This window comes from Geomicrobium sp. JCM 19055 (assembly GCF_000698185.1).
Taxonomy (GTDB): Bacteria; Bacillota; Bacilli; order Bacillales; family Marinococcaceae; genus Geomicrobium_A; species Geomicrobium_A sediminis.
In genome coordinates this window covers 59,141-78,569 of record NZ_BAXL01000015.1, presented here as the reverse complement: position 1 = coordinate 78,569, position 19,429 = coordinate 59,141, and the positions used below count along the sequence as shown (strand labels likewise).

The 19,429-nt window shown below is 42.7% G+C and carries 17 protein-coding genes and 7 pseudogenes; 10 read left to right on the top strand and 14 right to left on the bottom strand.

Features of this window, described 5'->3' with window-relative positions:
• Positions 1 to 570: 570 nt before the first annotated feature.
• The 4 genes and pseudogenes from cobA to JCM19055_RS13915 all read right to left on the bottom strand — a co-directional run.
• Positions 571 to 1,316, bottom strand: a pseudogene (gene cobA, locus JCM19055_RS31940) (uroporphyrinogen-III C-methyltransferase); the annotation flags it as partial.
• The gene (gene cysC, locus JCM19055_RS13925) at positions 1,309 to 1,923 is read right to left on the bottom strand and encodes an adenylyl-sulfate kinase (protein ID WP_042360155.1); all 615 of its coding nucleotides are present in this window, start codon (positions 1,921 to 1,923) and stop codon (positions 1,309 to 1,311) included. The pseudogene cobA and the gene cysC, both read right to left, overlap by 8 nt.
• Positions 1,920 to 3,071 carry a sulfate adenylyltransferase gene (sat, locus tag JCM19055_RS13920; protein ID WP_042360153.1) on the bottom strand — a complete coding sequence of 384 codons (1,152 nt, stop codon included), beginning with the start codon at positions 3,069 to 3,071 and terminating at the stop codon, positions 1,920 to 1,922. The genes cysC and sat overlap by 4 nt, the downstream gene beginning before the upstream one ends.
• Positions 3,035 to 3,609, bottom strand: a pseudogene (locus tag JCM19055_RS13915) (phosphoadenylyl-sulfate reductase). The gene sat and the pseudogene JCM19055_RS13915 overlap by 37 nt, the downstream one beginning before the upstream one ends.
• Positions 3,610 to 4,102: 493 nt before the next feature.
• On the opposite strand from JCM19055_RS13915, the pseudogene JCM19055_RS13910 reads away from it, so the two are divergent.
• A pseudogene (locus JCM19055_RS13910) lies at positions 4,103 to 5,913 on the top strand (assimilatory sulfite reductase (NADPH) flavoprotein subunit).
• Between the two features lie 15 nt (positions 5,914 to 5,928).
• Positions 5,929 to 7,648: pseudogene (gene cysI / locus JCM19055_RS13905) on the top strand (assimilatory sulfite reductase (NADPH) hemoprotein subunit).
• 42 nt (positions 7,649 to 7,690) lie between these two features.
• Here the strand turns inward: cysI and JCM19055_RS13900 are convergent.
• From JCM19055_RS13900 to JCM19055_RS13890, 3 genes are all read right to left on the bottom strand, one after another.
• The gene (locus tag JCM19055_RS13900) at positions 7,691 to 8,080 is read right to left on the bottom strand and encodes a hypothetical protein (protein ID WP_152549898.1); all 390 of its coding nucleotides are present in this window, start codon (positions 8,078 to 8,080) and stop codon (positions 7,691 to 7,693) included.
• A 108-nt stretch (positions 8,081 to 8,188) separates the two neighbouring features.
• The gene (locus JCM19055_RS13895) at positions 8,189 to 8,563 is read right to left on the bottom strand and encodes a CdaR family transcriptional regulator (RefSeq protein WP_265182176.1); all 375 of its coding nucleotides are present in this window, start codon (positions 8,561 to 8,563) and stop codon (positions 8,189 to 8,191) included.
• 34 nt (positions 8,564 to 8,597) lie between these two features.
• Positions 8,598 to 9,284: a sugar diacid recognition domain-containing protein gene (locus JCM19055_RS13890; protein WP_042360150.1), complete on the bottom strand. Its 687-nt coding sequence runs from the start codon at positions 9,282 to 9,284 to the stop codon at positions 8,598 to 8,600.
• Between the two features lie 147 nt (positions 9,285 to 9,431).
• Here JCM19055_RS13890 and JCM19055_RS13885 point away from each other — a divergent pair.
• The 6 genes and pseudogenes from JCM19055_RS13885 (at position 9,432) to larC (ending at position 14,529) form a co-directional block, all read left to right on the top strand.
• Positions 9,432 to 10,549: pseudogene (locus JCM19055_RS13885) on the top strand (2-keto-3-deoxygluconate permease).
• Positions 10,549 to 11,812, top strand: a pseudogene (gene larA / locus JCM19055_RS13880) (nickel-dependent lactate racemase). The pseudogenes JCM19055_RS13885 and larA overlap by 1 nt, the downstream one beginning before the upstream one ends.
• A 12-nt stretch (positions 11,813 to 11,824) precedes the next feature.
• Positions 11,825 to 12,640 carry an ATP-dependent sacrificial sulfur transferase LarE gene (gene larE, locus JCM19055_RS13875; RefSeq protein WP_042360149.1) on the top strand — a complete coding sequence of 272 codons (816 nt, stop codon included), beginning with the start codon at positions 11,825 to 11,827 and terminating at the stop codon, positions 12,638 to 12,640.
• Complete coding sequence (larB, locus tag JCM19055_RS13870; protein WP_042360148.1) at positions 12,637 to 13,305, top strand: nickel pincer cofactor biosynthesis protein LarB; 669 nt, start codon at positions 12,637 to 12,639, stop codon at positions 13,303 to 13,305. Before larE ends, larB begins: the two co-directional genes overlap by 4 nt.
• A gap of 6 nt (positions 13,306 to 13,311) precedes the next feature.
• A pseudogene (locus JCM19055_RS31935) lies at positions 13,312 to 14,069 on the top strand (LarC family nickel insertion protein).
• The gene (gene larC, locus JCM19055_RS29840; protein ID WP_042360147.1) at positions 14,047 to 14,529 is read left to right on the top strand and encodes a nickel insertion protein; all 483 of its coding nucleotides are present in this window, start codon (positions 14,047 to 14,049) and stop codon (positions 14,527 to 14,529) included. The pseudogene JCM19055_RS31935 and the gene larC overlap by 23 nt, the downstream one beginning before the upstream one ends.
• 42 nt (positions 14,530 to 14,571) lie before the next feature.
• Here larC and JCM19055_RS13855 read toward each other — a convergent pair whose 3' ends face one another.
• The 3 genes from JCM19055_RS13855 to JCM19055_RS13845 all read right to left on the bottom strand — a co-directional run bounded on the left by JCM19055_RS13855 (position 14,572) and on the right by JCM19055_RS13845 (position 16,350).
• Positions 14,572 to 15,021 carry a DinB family protein gene (locus JCM19055_RS13855; protein ID WP_042360146.1) on the bottom strand — a complete coding sequence of 150 codons (450 nt, stop codon included), beginning with the start codon at positions 15,019 to 15,021 and terminating at the stop codon, positions 14,572 to 14,574.
• Positions 15,022 to 15,047: 26 nt separating this feature from the next.
• The gene (locus JCM19055_RS13850; protein WP_370543154.1) at positions 15,048 to 15,812 is read right to left on the bottom strand and encodes a class I SAM-dependent methyltransferase; all 765 of its coding nucleotides are present in this window, start codon (positions 15,810 to 15,812) and stop codon (positions 15,048 to 15,050) included.
• A 94-nt stretch (positions 15,813 to 15,906) separates the two neighbouring features.
• A complete protein-coding gene (locus JCM19055_RS13845; RefSeq protein WP_042360144.1) occupies positions 15,907 to 16,350 on the bottom strand; it encodes a PH domain-containing protein in 444 nt (147 codons plus the stop codon).
• A gap of 50 nt (positions 16,351 to 16,400) precedes the next feature.
• Between JCM19055_RS13845 and JCM19055_RS13840 the strand changes: the two genes are divergently transcribed.
• Positions 16,401 to 16,742, top strand: coding sequence for a hypothetical protein (locus tag JCM19055_RS13840; protein WP_042360143.1), 342 nt, complete (start codon positions 16,401 to 16,403; stop codon positions 16,740 to 16,742).
• Between the two features lie 329 nt (positions 16,743 to 17,071).
• Here the strand turns inward: JCM19055_RS13840 and JCM19055_RS13835 are convergent, their stop codons facing one another.
• From JCM19055_RS13835 to JCM19055_RS13820, 4 genes are all read right to left on the bottom strand, one after another.
• Complete coding sequence (locus tag JCM19055_RS13835; protein WP_265182173.1) at positions 17,072 to 17,521, bottom strand: N-acetyltransferase; 450 nt, start codon at positions 17,519 to 17,521, stop codon at positions 17,072 to 17,074.
• Positions 17,496 to 17,879 (bottom strand): ASCH domain-containing protein, encoded by a 384-nt coding sequence (locus JCM19055_RS13830; RefSeq protein WP_042360141.1) that lies wholly within the window; start codon positions 17,877 to 17,879, stop codon positions 17,496 to 17,498. The genes JCM19055_RS13835 and JCM19055_RS13830 overlap by 26 nt, the downstream gene beginning before the upstream one ends.
• Positions 17,880 to 18,067: 188 nt before the next feature.
• Positions 18,068 to 18,406, bottom strand: a complete 339-nt coding sequence (locus JCM19055_RS13825) for a hypothetical protein (protein ID WP_042360140.1) — start codon at positions 18,404 to 18,406, stop codon at positions 18,068 to 18,070.
• A gap of 79 nt (positions 18,407 to 18,485) precedes the next feature.
• Complete coding sequence (locus tag JCM19055_RS13820; protein WP_042360139.1) at positions 18,486 to 19,082, bottom strand: hypothetical protein; 597 nt, start codon at positions 19,080 to 19,082, stop codon at positions 18,486 to 18,488.
• A gap of 84 nt (positions 19,083 to 19,166) precedes the next feature.
• Here JCM19055_RS13820 and JCM19055_RS13815 point away from each other — a divergent pair, with 84 nt between their 5' ends.
• The gene (locus JCM19055_RS13815; protein ID WP_042360138.1) at positions 19,167 to 19,400 is read left to right on the top strand and encodes a hypothetical protein; all 234 of its coding nucleotides are present in this window, start codon (positions 19,167 to 19,169) and stop codon (positions 19,398 to 19,400) included.
• The last annotated feature ends 29 nt before the right edge of the window (positions 19,401 to 19,429 follow it).

The following is a 19,429-nucleotide window of genomic DNA, read 5'->3' as shown; positions in this document are numbered from 1 at the left end:
CGGCTTTACTACTTGCTCAACTTCACGATCCATACAAATGGCATCAATGTAGTTGGCCACCCAATCGATTCCTCCCTGCCTTAAACTATCCACGAAGAACGAAACCGATTCGACAGTCGGAAAATGGACGGTTTGTCGCTCACCACTCTCGAACTGCTTCGCGAGACAATCATGACTAATTGGATGATACGTATGAGTGGTCGTTCCAATCTGTTCAGTGCCTGGTAGACCAGAGAGCGAAACTTCCGCTTCTCTCGTATCATCTTGGATTGCTGAAAGACCAAACTGTTCGAGTTGTTTAGCCGCACACTCTGTTCGAACAATCAACTCGGCACGTAGCTGTCTAATATCCACGTTACATTCACGAAGCCAGACAATCCAATGACGAACCGCTTGAGCATCTTCAAAACAAATACTCGTCACGTCGTGCCAATTGTCCGTTGGGGAAGGCTTAGCGATTGACGTCACGTGAGGATATACGAGCACATTTGCTCCTGTTTCTTGTAACTCTTGTTGAATTCCTTCATTATAATGTTCATCATATGCAACGATATAGGATTGTCCAAAGCCACTCTTTCTCTCCCACCAGCTTTTCGTTTCGTATACGTGATTCACTCGACCGACTAATGTAATCGCTGGATTAGAAATACTAGCTTCTTTCGCAGTAAGCGCTAGCGTTGCTAGACTTGCCTGAACCGTTCGTTGCCTTCCTGTTGTCCCCCATTCAATGATGAGTGCAGGTTCATCACGAGACCTCCCGTGCGCGAGCAGTTGATCCGTAATTTGCTGTAAGTTGTTTACCCCCATATAAAAGGCGATTGTCTCAATTCCAGCTAACGATTGCCAATCTAATTCGTCTTCCGATTCTTCTTGCGGTGACCCGCTGCGATTGCGAAGCTTGCTCCATAGTCACGGTGAGTAACGGGAACACCCGCATACAGAGGAGCCGCAATTCCCGCTGTAATACCAGGAACCACATCATAATTAATCCCTGCATTATCTAAGGCCTGCGTTTCTTCGCCAACTCGCCCGAACACACCTGGATCGCCACCTTTTAAGCGCACAACCGTTTGGCCATTTTTCGCATAACGAATAATTTCTTCTTGAATTAACTCTTGCCGTAACGTATGGTGCTTTGGGAACTTACCAACGTAGATAAACTCAGCAGTCGGTCGAGCGTGAAGCAATAGCTTTGGATTGACGAGCCGATCGTATAGCACCGCATCGGCGCGCTCTAGTGCTCTAATACCCTTTTCTGTAATTAACCCTTCATCTCCTGGACCTGCACCGATAAAATACACCTGACCATTACTCATCGGCTTGCCTCACAATGTAGTTGTGTTGATCTAAGTACTGAACGATCTTCAAGACACCTTCTTCGACACTTAAAACGTCCGTATTGATTGTAATTTCGGGCTGTGTAGGTGGCTCATACGGCGAGCTAATTCCTGTGAAATTCGGGATCGTTCCTTCTCGCGCTTTTTTATATAACCCTTTCACATCTCGCTCTTCACATGCATGCAATGGGCAATCGACATAAATTTCAATAAATTCATCTTCCTTAAAACGTTCACGAACGATGTGACGATCCTCTCGGAACGGTGAGATAAATGCCGTAGATACGATGACTCCTGCATCCACGAACAACTTCGATACCTCTCCAATGCGGCGGATGTTCTCAACTCGATCTTCATCACTAAACCCGAGATCAGCATTTAAGCCATGCCGAACGTTATCCCCGTCTAACACATATCCCGCCAAGTTACGTCGAAAGAGTTCTAGATTAATCGCATTTGCAAGCGTAGATTTCCCAGAACCAGACAGGCCGGTAAACCACAACACACAGCTCTTCGCTCCGCTTCGCTGTTGACGCTCTTCCTTTGTAACACTCGCCTCATGCCATACGATGTTTTGGTCAGTCATGACTTCACCTCTTTGTTCGTTTCTCCTTTTATAAGTACTTCAATCACTTCTTTGCGACTGAATTCCTTAGGAGGTAGGACTTGGTTACTGAGCATTTCGCGCACTTTTGTACCCGATAGAATGACATGTTCTGAGCGATCATGAGGGCACGTTTTATGTGAAGCCATGTTATCGCATGCTTTGCAGTAAAAACTATGCTCGAAAAACAATGGAGTAATTCCTAATTCCCCTTCTTCAAATTCTTTGAAAATCTCTTGCGCATCATACGTTCCGTAATAATCACCGACTCCTGCATGATCACGACCGACAATAAAATGTGTGCATCCGTAATTTCTGCGAACGAGTGCGTGGAAAATCGCTTCTCTAGGACCCGCATAACGCATAGCAGCTGGGAAAACAGACAAATGAACACGGTTTTGAGGATAATATCGTTCTAATAACACTTTGTAGCTTTCCATTCTTACGTTTGCTGGAATGTCCCCTTTTTTCGTTTCCCCAACAAGCGGATTTAAAAATAAGCCATCAATCGTCTCTAATGCGGCTTTTTGAATATATTCATGCGCACGATGAACCGGGTTCCTCGTTTGAAAGCCAACAACTGTTTTCCAACCGTACTCATGAAAAGCCTGTCGTGTTTCCTCAGGAGTCAAATAATCTTCCGCAAATTCGTCACGTTCGATTTTTTTCGTGAGGATGATCTCTCCTCCAATGTAAACATTCGGTCGAGCATATAATTTTGCAACACCAGGATGTGCATGCTCGGTCGTTCGATAGACTTGTTCTGCTTCTACTGTTTTATCAGGTTCATAGATTGATTCAACAGTGAGCACCCCATACGTCACATCGTTGTAGACGAGTCGCACCTCTTCTCCTAAATGGATGGAAGAAGCGTTTGAAGCAGGAAGTGTAATTGGAACACTCCACGGTTCACCGGATGCAAGTCGCATTGAATGAACAACGGTTTCATAATCATCCTTATTAAGGAATCCTGTTAACGGACTAAAGCCACCAATTCCAAGCAATTCTAAATCTGAAAGTGCAAAAGCGTCCAAATCAATGGTTTTTGTAATGTGCTGCACATCTTTATTCGGTTGATATCGATTTACTAACTTCACGTCTGACGTCCTCCTTCTGTATGCAAACCACATTCTGTCTTACCAGTACCTGCCCACCGTCCTGCTCGCTCATCTTCACCGGGTAACACGGGTCGAGTACAGTGAGTACAACCAATACTTGGGTAATGCTGATCATGAAGCTCGTTGTAAGGAAGTTGATGCAAACGGATGTACATCCAAATTTCTTCTTCTGTCCAATGAATGAGCGGACAGACTTTGATTTTCTGGAACTTGTGATCTGCATTTACATATTCCGTATTCGCACGCGTTGGCGATTGCTCACGTCTTAGACCAGATAACCAAGCGTCGTAGGGCTGTAAATGATGTTCAAGCACGTCTAATTTCCTCATTTGGCAACACAAGTCTGGTTCGTCTCCCACAACCGTTCTCCATAGGTAGCCGCTTGCTCTACTGGTGTTAGCGCCGGCTTCGCTTGTGTGATCTCAAACGATGGGTAACGCTTTTCCACTCGTTCAATCAGTTGTTTCGTCTCTTTGAAATGAAAGTCCGTATCTAAAAACAAGATCCTTGCATCTTTTTGCACTTTAGAAAGTAAATCAAGGAGCACCATCGCTTCTGCACCAAAGCTACACGCATAGACGAGCCGGTTTCCAAATGAATGATCAGCCCATTTCAGCACATCTAGACTATCTTTGTTATGAAGCTTTCGATTCAACGTTTCATAGTCTTCATGTTGAGCGGTATGATAGCGAACACTCATGAACTTCCACTTCCTCACAATATTCTTAGTAAATGGATATGTTTTACAGTGATTCTACATTCCTAAGCAATCTTTGTCAAAATAAAATGTAAATTCAAACGAAAAGAATTTCTTAATTCTTCTCATAAAAAGGCTTATAACTATGAAAATCCCTACTATGATTACATCTGAATCTACTCCCTTACTCATTTGTATGCCTGCGAAGTCGTCTTCACTCTCTTAATATTGTATAAAACCAACTTGACAACTTTGTTTAGTTAGCATAATATTGTGCTAAATTTCTAATTGTAAGAACATTCCATTTCATCTTCCGGAATTCGATCTCGATTAAGGGGGAACTTCATTGCATCTTAAGACAACTTCTAGTCCTTTTACAGATGAACAAGTACAACTGTTAAATCAATTGTTACCAACATTGTCAGCAGAACAGAAAATTTGGTTGAGTGGTTACATAAGCGGACAATCTTTCCCGAGCGAAGCACTCCCCACTCCTTCAACCGAAGCTGTGGTCAACGATCAAAACCCAATCAATGCGACCGTTCTCTATGGATCACAAACGGGGAATTCACAAAGTGTTGCTGAAACACTTGCACTCCAATTCAAACAAGCCGGAATTAATGCAGATCTACATTCAATGAGAGATTACAAAACGAAAGAACTTAAGTCTGTGGAGCGACTTTTCGTCATCATTAGTACCCACGGCGAAGGTGAACCTCCAGACAATGCGATTGGATTTTATGAACATGCATTTAGCCGCAAAATGCCGAAGCTAGACGGCGTGCAATTCTCCGTTCTATCACTTGGCGACGAGTCGTATGAGTCTTTTGTCAAACAGGAAAAGAATTGGATGACTTATTCGAAAAACTCGGCGGAGAACGCGTCGTACCACGAGCAGACTGTGATGTCGATTTTGAAGAAGTGGCAAATGAATGGATCGATGAAGTCGTCACAAAAATGGCTGAGAACCAACAATCAGCTACAGCTTCTTTGGCTTCACCGACGTCAATAATCGGAGACTCACCGAGTCCATATTCTAGAAGCAACCCATACCATGCTGAAGTGCTTGAGAATATTAATCTAAATGGACGAGATCGAACAAAGAAACACGACACATTGAGTTGTCCCTCGAAGGCTCTGGTTTTACATTCCTACCAGGCGATAGCATCGGTATTTTCCCAGAAAATGATGAGTTAATCGTTCAGCAATTACTGGAGCTTACGAATTGGGACGGTAATCTTGACGTGTCCATCAATAAAAATAACGATACTGTCCCGCTCAAAGAAGCATTACTTAAACACTATGAAATTACTGTGTTAACGAAGCCACTTCTTACAAAAACGAAACAGTGGATGAATGAAGAGGGCGTAGAGGAATTAATCCAAGAAGGGAATCAAGATCAATTGCGCGACTACCTAGAAGGTCGTGATCTTATTGATTACATCAAAGATTATGGTCCCATTCAAACGTCTGCAGAAGCATTCGTCGCCACACTAAGAAAAATTCCGCCTCGCCTTTATTCAATTGCAAGTAGTCATTTGGCGAATGAAGATGAAGTTCATTTAACGGTCTCTGCCGTTCGTTATGATCTTAATGAGCGAGCGCGAAGTGGCGTTTGTTCTGTTCAATGCGCAGAGCGTACGGAAGTAGGCGGTGTTCTTCCAATCTTCTTACAAAAGAATGATAATTTCCGTCTCCCTAAAGACCCTGAAACCCCGATTATCATGGTTGGACCTGGGACTGGCGTGGCACCATACCGAAGCTTTCTTGAAGAACGCGAAGAACTTGATGCTTCAGGGAAATCGTGGTTGTTCTTTGGTGATCAACACTTTATGACGGATTTTCTTTATCAAGTGGATTGGCAACGCTGGCTATCAAACGGGACGCTTACGAAAATGGATGTCGCATTCTCACGAGATACTGATAAAAAAAGTGTATGTTCAACACCGTATGAAAGAACAGTCGAAGGAATTGTATGAATGGATTGATGCGGGCGCAACAATTTATGTTTGCGGAGATGAAAAACAAATGGCACAAGACGTCCACGATACGTTGGCTGAGATTGTCGCTGCAGAAGGCAATTACACGACAGACGAAGCCGAAACCTTCTTAAAAGAACTGCAACAAGAACAACGATATCAACGAGATGTCTATTAATTGAGGTGAAAAACAATGGCGAACGAGAAAAACGTACACATTCAAAATGGCCCTCCTAGTGATGTTGAAGAAATTAAGGAAAAGAGTAATTATTTACGAGGCACTCTTGAAGAGACGCTCGCCAATTCGATTACCGCTGGCATTCCCGACGAAGACAACCGCCTAATGAAGTTTCACGGCAGTTACTTACAAGACGACCGAGACCTCAGAAACGAACGTCGCAAACAAAAGCTTGAACCAGCTCACCAATTTATGGTGCGCGTTCGCGCCCCTGGTGGGGTTGCCACACCTAAACAATGGCTCGCCATGGATGAGTTAGCCACTCAATACGGAAATGGGACGCTAAAACTAACGACGCGTCAAGCGTTTCAAATTCACGGCATCATCAAGTGGAACATGAAAGAAACCGTTCATGCTATTAATAAATCGTTAATGGACACGTTAGCTGCCTGCGGTGATGTCAACCGCAATGTGATGTTGAACCCAAATCCAGACCTCTCTTCGGTTCATCAAGAAGTCTATGAATGGGCGAGCAAACTGAGTGAATACCTCTCTCCAAGAACGAGAGCTTACCATGAGATCTGGCTTGGAGAAGAAAAAATAACGAGCAGTAAAGAAGACGAGCAAGAACCGATGTATGGAAAACTGTACTTACCTCGTAAATTTAAAATGGGGATCGCGATTCCTCCTTCGAACGATGTGGATGTATTCTCGCAAGATATTGGTCTAATCGCCATTATTGAAAACGACAAGCTGACTGGATTTAACGTAAGCGTTGGTGGAGGAATGGGGATGACTCACGGAGATGAGAACACGTACCCCCAACTGTCTCGAATGATTGGTTTTTGTACTCCTGAGCAAGTCACTGACGTCTCTGAGAAACTGATCACGATTCAACGAGATTACGGCAACCGCAACGAACGAAAATACGCACGGTTCAAATATACGATTGATGCTCGGGGACTCGATTGGTTAAAAACCGAATTGCACGAACGTCTCGGGTATGAACTCGCTGAATCCAAACCGTTTGATTTCACTCATAACGGCGATCGTTACGGCTGGGTTAAAGGCGCGAACAACCGCTGGAACTACACGCTGTTCATTCAAAATGGTCGTATTAAAGATGATGACGATTACCGTTTAATGACTGCTTTAAGAGAAATTGCTCACATTCACACCGGGGAATTCCGATTATCTGCAAACCAAAATCTAGTCATCAGTAACATAACCGCTCCAAAGAAAAAAAGCGATTCGTAACATCTTCGAAAATTACAATATTGTCGCCGAAGATCAGCTATCCGCTTTAAGGAAAAGCTCCATGGCTTGCGTCTCCTTCCCTACTTGTGGACTCGCAATGGCAGAATCAGAACGCTACCTCCCTAGTCTCGTCGACAAACTCGAAGAGACAGTTAATGAAGCAGGGCTCAGGAATAAAGAGATTGTCATCCGGATGTCCGGGTGTCCAAACGGTTGCTCTCGAGCAGCTCTAGCTGAAATTGGATTTATTGGTAAAGCACCGGGCAAATACAACTTATACCTTGGCGGAGGCTTCAAAGGAGAACGATTAAGCAAGATGTATAAAGAGAATATTGGCGAAGAAGAGATTCTCTCCATTCTTCGTCCCCTTCTCATCGACTATGGCAAAAACCGAGAAACTGAGGAACATTTCGGTGATTACGTCATTCGTGCCGGGTATATTAAAGAGACGAGTGACGGAACGAACTTTCATCAATAACCGAAAGAAACCGCCGAGCGAGCACGTATTCTCGTTCGGCGGTTATTCGTTTAACGCTTCCTCCACAACCTCTAACATCTCTTGTGATTCCACTTTATAAAGCGGATAGATATGATCGTTGTCTCGTTGATCTTGAAACGATCCACCACTCTCACTTAACCAGACATAATAGTTCAACTTACCAAATTCAATCTCATAATCAGGGTCAATCACATCGCTAATTGATGGTTGCCGAGAATTCTGTCCCTCACCAATAATTGATTGCATCGTTTCAACATCTTCTTGATCATCGATCACAACTGTTGAGTCTGGTACGCTCTCATTGAACGTTTTCATCTCAGTAATACTAATCGTTTCAAGGTCTTTCTCTAGCAAGCTAATGTCCTCTCGTACTTCTCCAACATCTTCACTTCCATTACAAGCAGTCAACATGATTAGAACGATCGCGCATGTCACAACGTATCGAATCGTTTCACCCCTCCACCATTCATTTCAAACGTAGACGTTACTCCACGAATTTTGTTTCAAAAGAAATTAACGCTAAGCTCCTGTATCCAACCGCAACAATTTCAGAGCGAGCTGAAGCTCAAAGGCTTCACGAACATTTCTAGGATTCAACTTCGTTTTCTCTTGAATGCTTTCGAGTCGGTATTTGAGCGTGTTGCGGTGAATTTTCAACCGTTTTGCCGTCTGTTCGCTACTACCATTCTCAGCAAAAAACGCTTCAAGCGTCGCAACTTCTTTTTCTTTCAACGATGCAAATAGGCGAAACGTAAAATGGTGAGCCCGTTCTTCGGTGACGTCTGCCAATAAGACGTCCATTTCATAATCTTCATAAGCAAGCATGCCCGGTACGTTCCTTTGATTGGCAAACGCGATACAACAGTCATCAAAGAGACCTTTCGTCTCATCCAACCGATGAAAAGCTGGACTATACATCATTCGCAATTCAGGGTAGTGCCGTTGTAAATCTGTGTACAATTTTTTTCGCGCTCGTTACGAGCTTTCTAGATGAGATTGATGACGTTAACACTGCAAATCGATTAATTTCTGTGCACGTTACAAAGCTTTTTGTCGTATCGATGAACTGCTCAACATGAGTAAGAAAGTCTTTTCTATTTAGGCCTGCAACATTCGGTTCAACAATGATTAGTAAATAAGGGGATTGAAGCTCGTATCCTAGAATTTCTAATTTGCTCGTAATATCTGCTAATGAGCCTTTATAAAGTAGAATTTCTTCTAGAATCGTTTGCTTTGAATTTTGCAACCACCCTTTATGCGAAATCAAGAAGTTCTGCTTAATTAACAGCTCAGTCGTTAACTTAGCCATTTCTGATAGTTCTTTAATTTGTTCTGGTTCTCCAGTGATCCCAACTACCCCTACTAACTCATCTTGAAAGTAAACCGGCATATTGATGCCCGGTCGTACATCCTGGTAATGCACTACATCTTCGCTCGTTACGATGAGAGGAATGCCTGTTTCCAGCACAGATTGTGCACCTTCATGAACGGTATACAGACGGCGGTCATCAGTACTCGCAATGATGACACCGTTCACATCCATAATGTTCATATGATAATGCAATTTGGATGCTGTTTCTTTAATGATGGAATTGGCAATATCGACAGTAAGCATGTCCTTCCCCTCCTCTTTTGTTCCTATTATACAATTTTGTTACTAATTTTGTGAGTATTTTGTGCATTCGTACTGATTTATTTATGGACACCCTCTTGTATAATGACTGAAAACGCTCTCAAAAAAACAAAGATGGGGGTTGCAAACATGCAAATCAAGAAGACGATTGAAAAAGTACCAGGGGGCTTAATGGTTATTCCACTCCTTCTCGGAGCAACGCTAAACACCGTTGACCAATTGCAAATTCCGTGGATTGTTGATTTCCTCCAAATGCTCGGAGCAGAACAACAAGAAAACGGGAACTATGAGTTTTTGAGACTTGGTGGTTTTTCTGAATGGCTCTTTAAAGACGGGGCTATGGTTTTAATTGCTTTGTTTCTCTTTTGTTGCGGTAGTCAAATGAACTTGAAAATTGGCGGAAAAGCGTTAAAAATCGGTACATTACTCCTCGTCGCGAAATACGGCTCTGGGGTAGCTGTAGGTTTTGCATTCGCTTCGATTTTCGGCGTAATGGATGGATTACTAGGATTATCACTTATGACCATTGTTGCAGCCATGACAAATGGTAATGGTGGAATGTACGCTGCACTAACGTCTCAATATGGACGCCGTTCAGATGTTGGTGGTGTAGCCGTCCTTTCATTAAATGACGGACCGTTCTTAACGATGGTTGCACTAGGTGTGATCGGTACTAGCTTTCCATTTATTGCATTTGTAGCCGTGCTTTTACCGATTCTTATTGGTATGATATTAGGTAACTTGGATGAAGACATCCGAGAATTTCTAAAACCAGGTGAGATTTTACCAGTACCATTCTTCGCCTTCGCACTCGGTGCAGGCATGAACTTAGCTTTATTCTTTAACCCAGAAGTTGTTGGAGCAGGTATTTTACTAGGGGTACTTACAACTGTAGTGACTGGTTTCGCAGGTATGCTCGTATTCAAATTGTTCAAAGAACGAAGTTATATTGCCCCATGGCAGAAGCATCGACCGCAGGGAACGCCACAGCAACACCAATGGCAATTGCAGCGGCTGCTAGTTCTTCTGGTGCTGCAATGAGTGCTTCACAAGTGCAGGCCTATCAAGACTTAGTACCGCTCGCAACGGCGCAAATTTCACTTGCCGTTATCGTAACCGCCCTGCTCTGTCCAGTTGCCGTTATCATCGTTGACCGCTGGCAACGAAAGCAAGGAATTGATGGCCGACTTGAAGATGATGAAATGGACGAACTAGACGCAGACAATAACAACAAGGAGGCATCCTAATGAAACAAACCTTACTCTACGGAAAAGAAAATCTAACGATTGATGTACCTACCCACGCCCAAATTATTGAACCGAAACATATACCAGCCATTGACAATCAAATGGGAGCTGTGCTGAAAAGCATGGCTTCTCCTATTGGAACAAAATCACTCAAAGAGATGGTCAACAAAGACGATACGGTAGCAATTGTGATCAGTGACATTACACGCCCAACACCGAATCATATTCTTGTTCCGGCAATCTTGGAAATGCTTGATCACGTTCCTCACGAACAATTTGTTATTATTAATGGAACGGGTACACACCGTGATCAAACGCGCGAAGAATTTGTAGGTATGCTTGGAGAATGGATCGTTGATAACATTAAAATCGTCAATAACCAATGCCACAACAACGACGAACTCGTTAAAGTCGGTGAAAGCAAATACGGCTGTGACGTCTACTTAAACAAAGATTATGTTGAAGCAGATTTTCGAATTGTAACAGGTTTTATTGAACCTCACTTCTTTGCAGGGTTCTCTGGAGGACCGAAAGGAATTATGCCAGGCATCGCCGGCATTGAAACAATTATGACGTTCCACAACGCCCGCATGATCGGAAACTCGAAATCAACGTGGGGTAACATGGTTGATAACCCTGTTCAAGACATGACACGAGAAATTAATGCTATGTGTAAACCAGAATTTATGCTCAATGTCACACTGAACGGTGATAAAGACATTACAGCCGTATTCTCAGGCGAATTGTATGAAGCCCATGATGCTGGATGTGCCTACGCCAAAGAACATGCCATGGTCAAATGTGACGATCGCTTTGATGTTGTGATCACCTCAAACTCTGGCTACCCACTTGATCAGAATTTATATCAAGCCGTCAAAGATGAGTGCTGCTCATAAGATTGTGAAAGAAGGCGGTACGATTATCGTCGCTTCTGAATGTTCCGATGGGCTACCAGGTCACGGCAACTATGCCGATATTTTGAAAATGGCAAGTACACCTGCAGAACTCCTTCAAATGATCGAAGATCCTGAATTTAAAATGTTTGATCAGTGGCAAGTCCAAAAGCAAGCCGTCATTCAAGTCTGGGCAGACGTTCATGTTTATTCCAAGTTAAGTGATGAACAAGTGAACACGGCCATGCTAACACCAAGCCACTCTATTACAGATACGTTAGACAAACTTAACAAAGCTACTGATCGTGAACTAAGCGTAGCCGTGCTCCCTTTAGGACCACTTACGATCCCATATGTAGAAGAAGATTAAAGGAGAGATACGATGCACAGTGACGAAAAACTCTTGCACTTAGAGGAGATTTTGCAAGAGATGGGCACCGTAGTTGTCGCTTTTTCAGGAGGAGTTGATAGTTCGCTCTTACTTGCTGTTGCCCTTAAAACACTCGGTCCAAACCACGTACTGGCAGTCACCGCAAACTCTGAAACACTTCCAGAGCGAGAACTCCAAGATGCAATACGTATTGCAGGCGAACTCGGTGCTACCCATCAAATTATCGAAACGTCCGAACTTGCTGTCGAAGGCTTTGAGGACAATTTATCGAACCGTTGTTACCTTTGTCGCGACAACTTATTTCATAATTTAAAACCAATTCTCGAAGATCAAGGCTTTGAGAACATTGTCTTCGGCTTAATTGCTGATGATATGGGTGAACATCGCCCTGGTGTGATCGCGGCACGTGAGCACGGTGTTCGAGGACCTTTGCAAGAAGCAAATCTATTCAAAGAAGAAATTCGAAGCTTTGCACGAGAGATGGGAATCTCTGCTTGGAACAAGCCATCGTATGCGTGTCTTGCTTCTCGCATTGCTTTCGAGGAGAAAATTACGATTGAAAAGTTAGAGAAAGTAGATGCAGCTGAACACTTCATTCAACACTTAGGCGTTCAACAAATTCGAGTTCGCTCCCACGACAACATCGCACGTATTGAAGTTGATCCTAATGATATGGCGATCATTTTAGAAAATCACAAAGCGATCCACGAGAAACTCCAAGACATAGGTTTTCTCTACATTACGTTAGATCTTAAAGGTTACAAAAGCGGAAGTATGAACGCAATGATTAAAGGAGTCCCATCATGAGCAATGAACATCACGTTGACTTTGACCGGGAAAGCCGCACTGGTTTTCCCGAGATCATTTACGGAGAAGGCAAAACCTCCGCACAAATCATCAACATTATTCACGAGCTTCTTCCACGACATCACAAAGCGTTGATCACTCGTATTGATGAAACAAAAGCCACAGAAGTTTTGCATCATTACCCAGAAGGTCGGTACAACAAAGAAGCTCGAACGCTCGTCTACGGGCAGTGCGATCCAATTGAACTTGGGCATGTACTCGTCGTTAGCGCAGGTACTTCTGACGTCCCTGTTCGAGAAGAAGCCGTCGAAACAGGCCAATGGCTAGGGTGTCGCGTTGAGACGATGACCGATGTTGGGGTTGCAGGCATCGACCGCTTATTATCTCAAAAAGAAACGTTGCAAAAAGCAAGTGTCGTCATCGTCATTGCCGGCATGGAAGGCGCCTTAAGTTCTGTTGTGGCTGGGCTCGTCAAGCGACCAGTACTAGCTGTTCCTACTTCAGTTGGTTATGGAGCGAATCTTGAAGGGATTACACCGCTACTTGCAATGGTAAGCAGCTGTGCTTCTGGGATGAGTGTTGTGAACATCAACAACGGTTTTGGAGCGATGTATCAGGCCGCACAAATCTTAAAGCTTGCCGCTGATTTAAGCGAAGAAAGGTAGTTACAGATGAACACGTTATATATTGATTGCGTTTCTGGCATCGCCGGTGACATGATGCTCTCTGCCCTCGTTGACGCTGGCGCTAATGAAGAGACGATCATTTCCCAACTTAACACATTACCTATTGATCATTTTCATATGTCCTTTGACAATGTTGTCAAAATGGGAATTGCTTCAAAGTACTTACAATTAGATATTCACGATCATGGGCATGCTCACGATCACAATCATTCGCATGAACACGGACATGATCACGTTCATCGAACGGCGAAAGATATTTTCCATTTAATTGAACAGAGCGAGCTTTCAGCACGAGTGAAAGAAAGAAGTATTGCTGTCTTTACTGCAATTGCTCACGCTGAAGGAACCATTCATGGCATGAACCTGATGACGTTCACTTTCACGAAGTTGGAGCGATGGATTCGATTATTGATATTATCGGGATCTGCATTGCTCTTGAAGATCTGAACATTGATCAGATTATCTCGTCACCTGTTCCAACAGGATCAGGGAAGTTGCATATGGCACACGGATTGTACCCAATTCCCGCCCCAGCGACAACCGAATTGTTAAAAGGCATCCCACTTGCACCACTTGAAGCAAAAGGCGAACTTACAACACCAACCGGTGCAGGAATCTTAAAGGCACTGGCATCATCGTTTGGTCAAGTACCTGAAGGGATCATTTCAGCAATCGGATATGGTGCAGGCAAAAAAAGACTTTCCAAAGCATCCAAATGTCATGCGCGTGTTCGTCATGAATGATGTCCCAAAGCACCGTGAGCGCCTCGTCATCTCACAATGTCAAGTTGATGATATGACTGGCGAAGCGCTCGGCTTTGCGTTAGAAAAGTTGTTTGAACATGAGATTTTTGATGCTTACTACACACCCGTGTACATGAAGAAAAATCGTCCTGGCGTTTTAATTACCGTCATTTCAAAACCCGAGCAAGCGCAAGTTGTCGAGCATACGTTACTTAAAGAAACGAGTACGCTCGGCGTCAGACAAACTACGGCAACTCGTAACCCGATGAAGCGTTCGATGGAAACGCTCGACACTCCACTCGGTGCGATTAACGTAAAACACGCAAGCACAGCGGACGGAATTGTAAAAAGGTCGTATGAATACGAAGACCTTAAAAGAGCAGCGAATGAACATCACTTGTCGTTACAACAAGTGATTGAAGCAACTTACGATTGGGAACGCGAGAATTCAAAGGGATAATTGGATTCTGCTCTCTAATTTAACGTTTGAGAGCAGAACCTCCTAATCAAGAAACCGGGCCACAACAGGTTGTCGACCGATCTCTCTAGCCCAAATGGAAAGCTGACCGCTATGATGAATCTCGTGAGCTACCATATGATGTAGAATATCATCGATGGTTTGAACAGAATTGTCCCAAGGAACACTAACTTCATTGACGAGATCTCGATTGGTTAGCGAATGTAACCCTTGGTTGATCTCTTTATGAAAGCGATTGGATAACGCACGGATTTGATCCAAAGATTGATGATCCGCATACTTCACAACTAGATCCTCTTCACCTCGGATCACACGCAACCAACTATATTCCACCTCGACGATATGAAACAATGTATATAGTATACTGCCAACGCCCCCAACTCGATCTTTTATTAATTCTTCCCGAGGCACTTCACAGCACCAATCAAACCACGCTTCCCGAATTCTCCAGTTGTATTCAAACAGCTTTAGCATCATGATCCCCCTCTTTTTTAATCAAACTATACCTCTGTACGATCAACACGACCCCAAAACAACTCTGTTTCATATAAGAACGGAACTTCTCCATTTTGCTCATATCGGTTAAAAAGGCGCTGTAACTCAGCCATCATCGGCTCATAGTTCTCATGTTCAGGCATCGGTGTGTACGATGATGACTTGACCCTCCCACGTAACCCTTCAAAATCAAACGTTTGCTGCATCTGAAAACGTGCTTTATGCATTGTGTTATCAGTAAAAAAGGCCTGTAAGTCTTCATCAGCAATGTTCTTATGATTAACTTTGGAGTAATCAATACCATAACGGTGCCATACCTCCTCTAACCCTTCCATAAAAGACGTTCCTGTTATTTGGCGCTTATTCCAAATGAGAGCAACCTTCCCACCAGGTTTTAGTATTCGGCTAAACTCTTCTTTTACAGCTACTCGATCGAACCAATGAAAAGACTGAGCACATGTAATTGCGTCAACGGAATGATCTTCTAAACCGGTCGTTTCAGCAGTTCCTGCCGTCGTGTTGAATGCTTGATCGTCTCCGATTGCTTTCATTGATGCGTTACGCATGACAGGGTCAGGCTCTACAGCAATTACATGCGTTCCTCGTTCAACGAGCAACTTAGAAAATATGCCAGTTCCCGCTCCAATATCGGCGACCGTAGAATGATCTGAAACAATCTGATGTTCATATAAATAATCAATCGCTTCACGTGGATAGGTTGGACGATACTTCACATAATCTTCTACTCGCTTTGAAAACTTGTGTTCCATGTTCAATTCCGCCTCTCTTGTTCTGTGGTCGAAGGATTATTATGGTAGGATATTTATATAACTTATTATTTTTTATTTTCTATCTATTCAGGAGTTAGAGATCAATTGAATCGTTGCTCAAATGCCTACGAATCTCTTTTAGAAATTGTTCATCTTGTTGGGGCGAGATCCGCACACTACCAAACCATCCATTAGAATAATAGATTTCAAATCCATCTCCTACCAAATGAAGCTTGTATCCACCTGAAGTATACCCCAACCCTCGAAAGCGCTCAATACGAGTGATCTTTTGATATGGAATCGTACTTTTAATAAGTCCTGCTTGCACGTTTAATTGCTGCTCCGTAATTACATACTTCACCGTCATCAACATCCAAAAGCAAAGTGCAGCGACCACAAATAGAAAGATAAACGGCAACCATTCCCACAGTGTTGAGGCACTAAAGAGAAGTGTATCACCTGCTAAGCTGACGACACTCATCATGACAACAGTGATGAATACGACCATACGTTTGTCAACTCTTGAACGAAATGTCATACGCCCTGTTACACCGACTTTCGTGATAACTAAATCTCAAGGAGGTCACGATGCACAATATCATCGCTACTTTGGTTATGTTTTTATTAGGCTTGTTATTTATCGGTGTAAGCTTACCTCTCTATTATAAGAAGGTGAAACCGAATTACTTTTATGGGATAGTCCGTAACATTTATGAGTGCGATTCAGATTGGTATGTTAAAAACAAACGAGGTGCTAAGAAAGTGATTGTCATTTCATCGGTGATCTGTGTCATCAGCTTTATTCCATTAGCAATTCCAGAATTTTCTGCAACTACAGTAGTCATTTGGATCGTCGGATCTTGTACTGCGATTGTTATATCATTGCTACATACGTTCATCACTGAATGGCGAACTAAACGTTCGCTTTAAACACTCCCAATTAACGGTGAGAACCCGCCTTCTGACATTAAGAATACAAAGCCTGTAAACAAAATCAACACAAAACAAATCGATGCCGTTAGTAAGTTTTGCGATATCTTGAATGCGTTTTCTCCTTTTTTTAAATGCCCATAGTGACATCACTAAGCCACTTACCGATAGTGCTAAACATAAAATGAACGCGACCCAAGGTAGAACTTCGGCAAGAAATGCTAGACCTGTGGAAAAAAAACAGCACCAAATAAAGAAATGCTAATAATGTAGCGAGATTCGATACACGATTTACCTTCGAACTCATGCCGCTCTTCTCCCCTTCTCCGTTAAATGTCTTTACGCCATTCAAGCACGTATTCACCCTCATTCGTATGCTCGTCAATCGCTTCCTTCTTCACGAGAAAACCGTTCTTCTCGTAAAACCGAATCGCTGATGTGTTTTTCTTGTATACATTTAGAGTCACAACATCGTTCTGTTGTTTGGCGAAGTTTAGTAGCTCTTTTCCATACCCTTTCTTTTGTTTCGTAACGTCAACGAAGAGTGCTGCAATAACGTGATCAACCATAGATAAAAATCCGACAATGTGCGATTGATCCCTAATCACATACGTCGTTGATTGCGGCAAATACGTTTCTTTCATTGCTCGCTTTTGCGACTTCCAATATGACTCGACAATAAAGTCATGTGCCTGTATTGAACTCTCATACCAAATGTTAGTGAGTGTCTCTAATTCTTCTTGTTTCGCAACGTTAATCTCCATTTGAATGGTCCTCACTGTCTGATTTGCCTACATCAACAACCTCAACACCGATCGCTAACGCACCGTAAGCTTTCTCTTGTTCAGGTGTATACAATTTATACGTTGCATTCATCATCTCGTCCATCGTCCAGCCGCTACAGTCCATTTGCTCAAATGCAATGTCTTCGTATAAAGCGAAAAATGATTCGTACGAATTAAGAGTCGTCACCTTACACAAAACAGTTCTTGCCAGGTCGTCTTCAAGATAAAATCGAATGTGATCATCAACTTGAACTGTACTTACTTGCTGATCATTTAATCTTACTTCGACTGTTTTGGTCAGATGCACAATGGATTGAAAAGGTACGTCATATAAGCTTAAGTTATGGATCATTTAGGTCCCCCCTTTATCGCTTTTGTAAAATGATACCAAGAATTAAACGAACCACGCGCAATCATGTACTATGGAGATCTCATTGATGCATGTCTCATTGGAGTGTTTTGTTTACAATGGTACCGGAAATCGATGGTTCACATGCCTTTGAGAGAATCACTTAGTAATACATAAATTACTCGAAAACATCAACCTAAGATGTAGACGATTAAACGTATAACAACAACGACTGCCGACCAGATGAGTATGAAATCGATGATTTTTCTCTTACTCGTTTTTCTTGCCCTCTTATCTAGATATTTACGCTCTAGTTCTACATTTCGATCTTCTGTCCTAACAACCCAACCTAACGTCACCCCGGTATATGCGCCTACAACATAGGGTAGTAATTCCCAAAACGTTGGTAATTGAAAATCGATTAAAAATTGAGCAACCGAAACACCAATGATAATTGATAGAGGTACATTTATAAAATTACGTTTAAACGCTTTTCTTTTTAACTCTTCATACGAATACTCATCGTCCATAACCTGTCTCACACCTATAAAACAATATTCTCAACCTTATATTTCATCATAATACAAAGATAATTTCGTCTGTTACTCATCACGGTAATGCCCACTTAATGACAAAGTCAGTAGGATTCTGTTTATAAAAATCCCGATATTCTTGAATGACTAGTGTTAGTTGAGACAAGTCATCTGGCAATGCTGGTGTAACAACATATTCATAATGTCGATGCCCTTGCGTTCCACTTCCACCCTTTTTTCTAACTTTATAGTCCTTTCCGATGTCCATTTCTAGTTGAGAAACTTTCGTAGATAAAAATCCACGCTTTTCATTACTCGTATCCCAATCTACCATTAACTTAATTACACTCGCATTTGTGTATTGAGCCACATAAGTCGTCGAATACACATAATTATCTTTCTCATACCACTTCATTAGTGGTATATATTTTCTAAACTCTTTAGGCTCAATTTGAGGTCGGTACCTTTCTTCGTCCCAAGCATCCTTAAACACCAGTTCTAAAAAGCGCTGAGCTAAATTAAACCTTTCTGCCCAATCACGTACATCGTTCACTGGCGGGCACCCTGGATTGTTGTTAGTCATCGCCTTACGCTGATGCAATAGGGCACAGATCTGTTCATCAATGTGATAGATTCGTTTATCGTAATAATCAACCGGTGGGTAATGACTCATGTTTCCTCCTCCTTTATGATTAAACGAACTTTTTATAGATTATATTAAGATTTCATGGGTGATTGCGGTGACTCATGTAAAGTTATGGAAAGCATTGCCTTGCCGGTAAAACGGCCTTATACTAAGTCTAACATGAAACGCGTGATCCCAAAGGGGAGTAGCATAAAAGCAGCTGTCGTCATTACGGGAGAGATCCTCGGCACTGCTGGCAACGATTTTGTTGCTTGCGAGACCTTTGTCCATCCAACGGTGGGCAAAGGTCTCTTTTTGTATTCCTTTGCCGCCATTCGTAAAGGAGTCTGTTCAATGAGTAGCTAATGAAGCTACTTAAGTCAAAAGCCGTCCGT

Bases quoted from the DNA above. Each gene is read 5' to 3' on its own strand.
- cysC (WP_042360155.1), bottom strand. From the start codon at position 1,923: ATGACTGACCAAAACATCGTATGGCATGAGGCGAGTGTTACAAAGGAA.
- sat (WP_042360153.1), bottom strand. From the start codon at position 3,071: ATGTGGTTTGCATACAGAAGGAGGACGTCAGACGTGAAGTTAGTAAAT.
- JCM19055_RS13900 (WP_152549898.1), bottom strand. From the start codon at position 8,080: ATGTTGACTGCTTGTAATGGAAGTGAAGATGTTGGAGAAGTACGAGAG.
- JCM19055_RS13890 (WP_042360150.1), bottom strand. From the start codon at position 9,284: ATGCTTACTGTCGATATTGCCAATTCCATCATTAAAGAAACAGCATCC.
- larE (WP_042360149.1), top strand. From the start codon at position 11,825: ATGCACAGTGACGAAAAACTCTTGCACTTAGAGGAGATTTTGCAAGAG.
- larB (WP_042360148.1), top strand. From the start codon at position 12,637: ATGAGCAATGAACATCACGTTGACTTTGACCGGGAAAGCCGCACTGGT.
- larC (WP_042360147.1), top strand. From the start codon at position 14,047: ATGCGCGTGTTCGTCATGAATGATGTCCCAAAGCACCGTGAGCGCCTC.
- JCM19055_RS13855 (WP_042360146.1), bottom strand. From the start codon at position 15,021: ATGCTAAAGCTGTTTGAATACAACTGGAGAATTCGGGAAGCGTGGTTT.
- JCM19055_RS13850 (WP_370543154.1), bottom strand. From the start codon at position 15,812: ATGGAACACAAGTTTTCAAAGCGAGTAGAAGATTATGTGAAGTATCGT.
- JCM19055_RS13845 (WP_042360144.1), bottom strand. From the start codon at position 16,350: ATGACATTTCGTTCAAGAGTTGACAAACGTATGGTCGTATTCATCACT.
- JCM19055_RS13840 (WP_042360143.1), top strand. From the start codon at position 16,401: ATGCACAATATCATCGCTACTTTGGTTATGTTTTTATTAGGCTTGTTA.
- JCM19055_RS13830 (WP_042360141.1), bottom strand. From the start codon at position 17,879: ATGATCCATAACTTAAGCTTATATGACGTACCTTTTCAATCCATTGTG.
- JCM19055_RS13825 (WP_042360140.1), bottom strand. From the start codon at position 18,406: ATGGACGATGAGTATTCGTATGAAGAGTTAAAAAGAAAAGCGTTTAAA.
- JCM19055_RS13820 (WP_042360139.1), bottom strand. From the start codon at position 19,082: ATGAGTCATTACCCACCGGTTGATTATTACGATAAACGAATCTATCAC.
- JCM19055_RS13815 (WP_042360138.1), top strand. From the start codon at position 19,167: ATGGAAAGCATTGCCTTGCCGGTAAAACGGCCTTATACTAAGTCTAAC.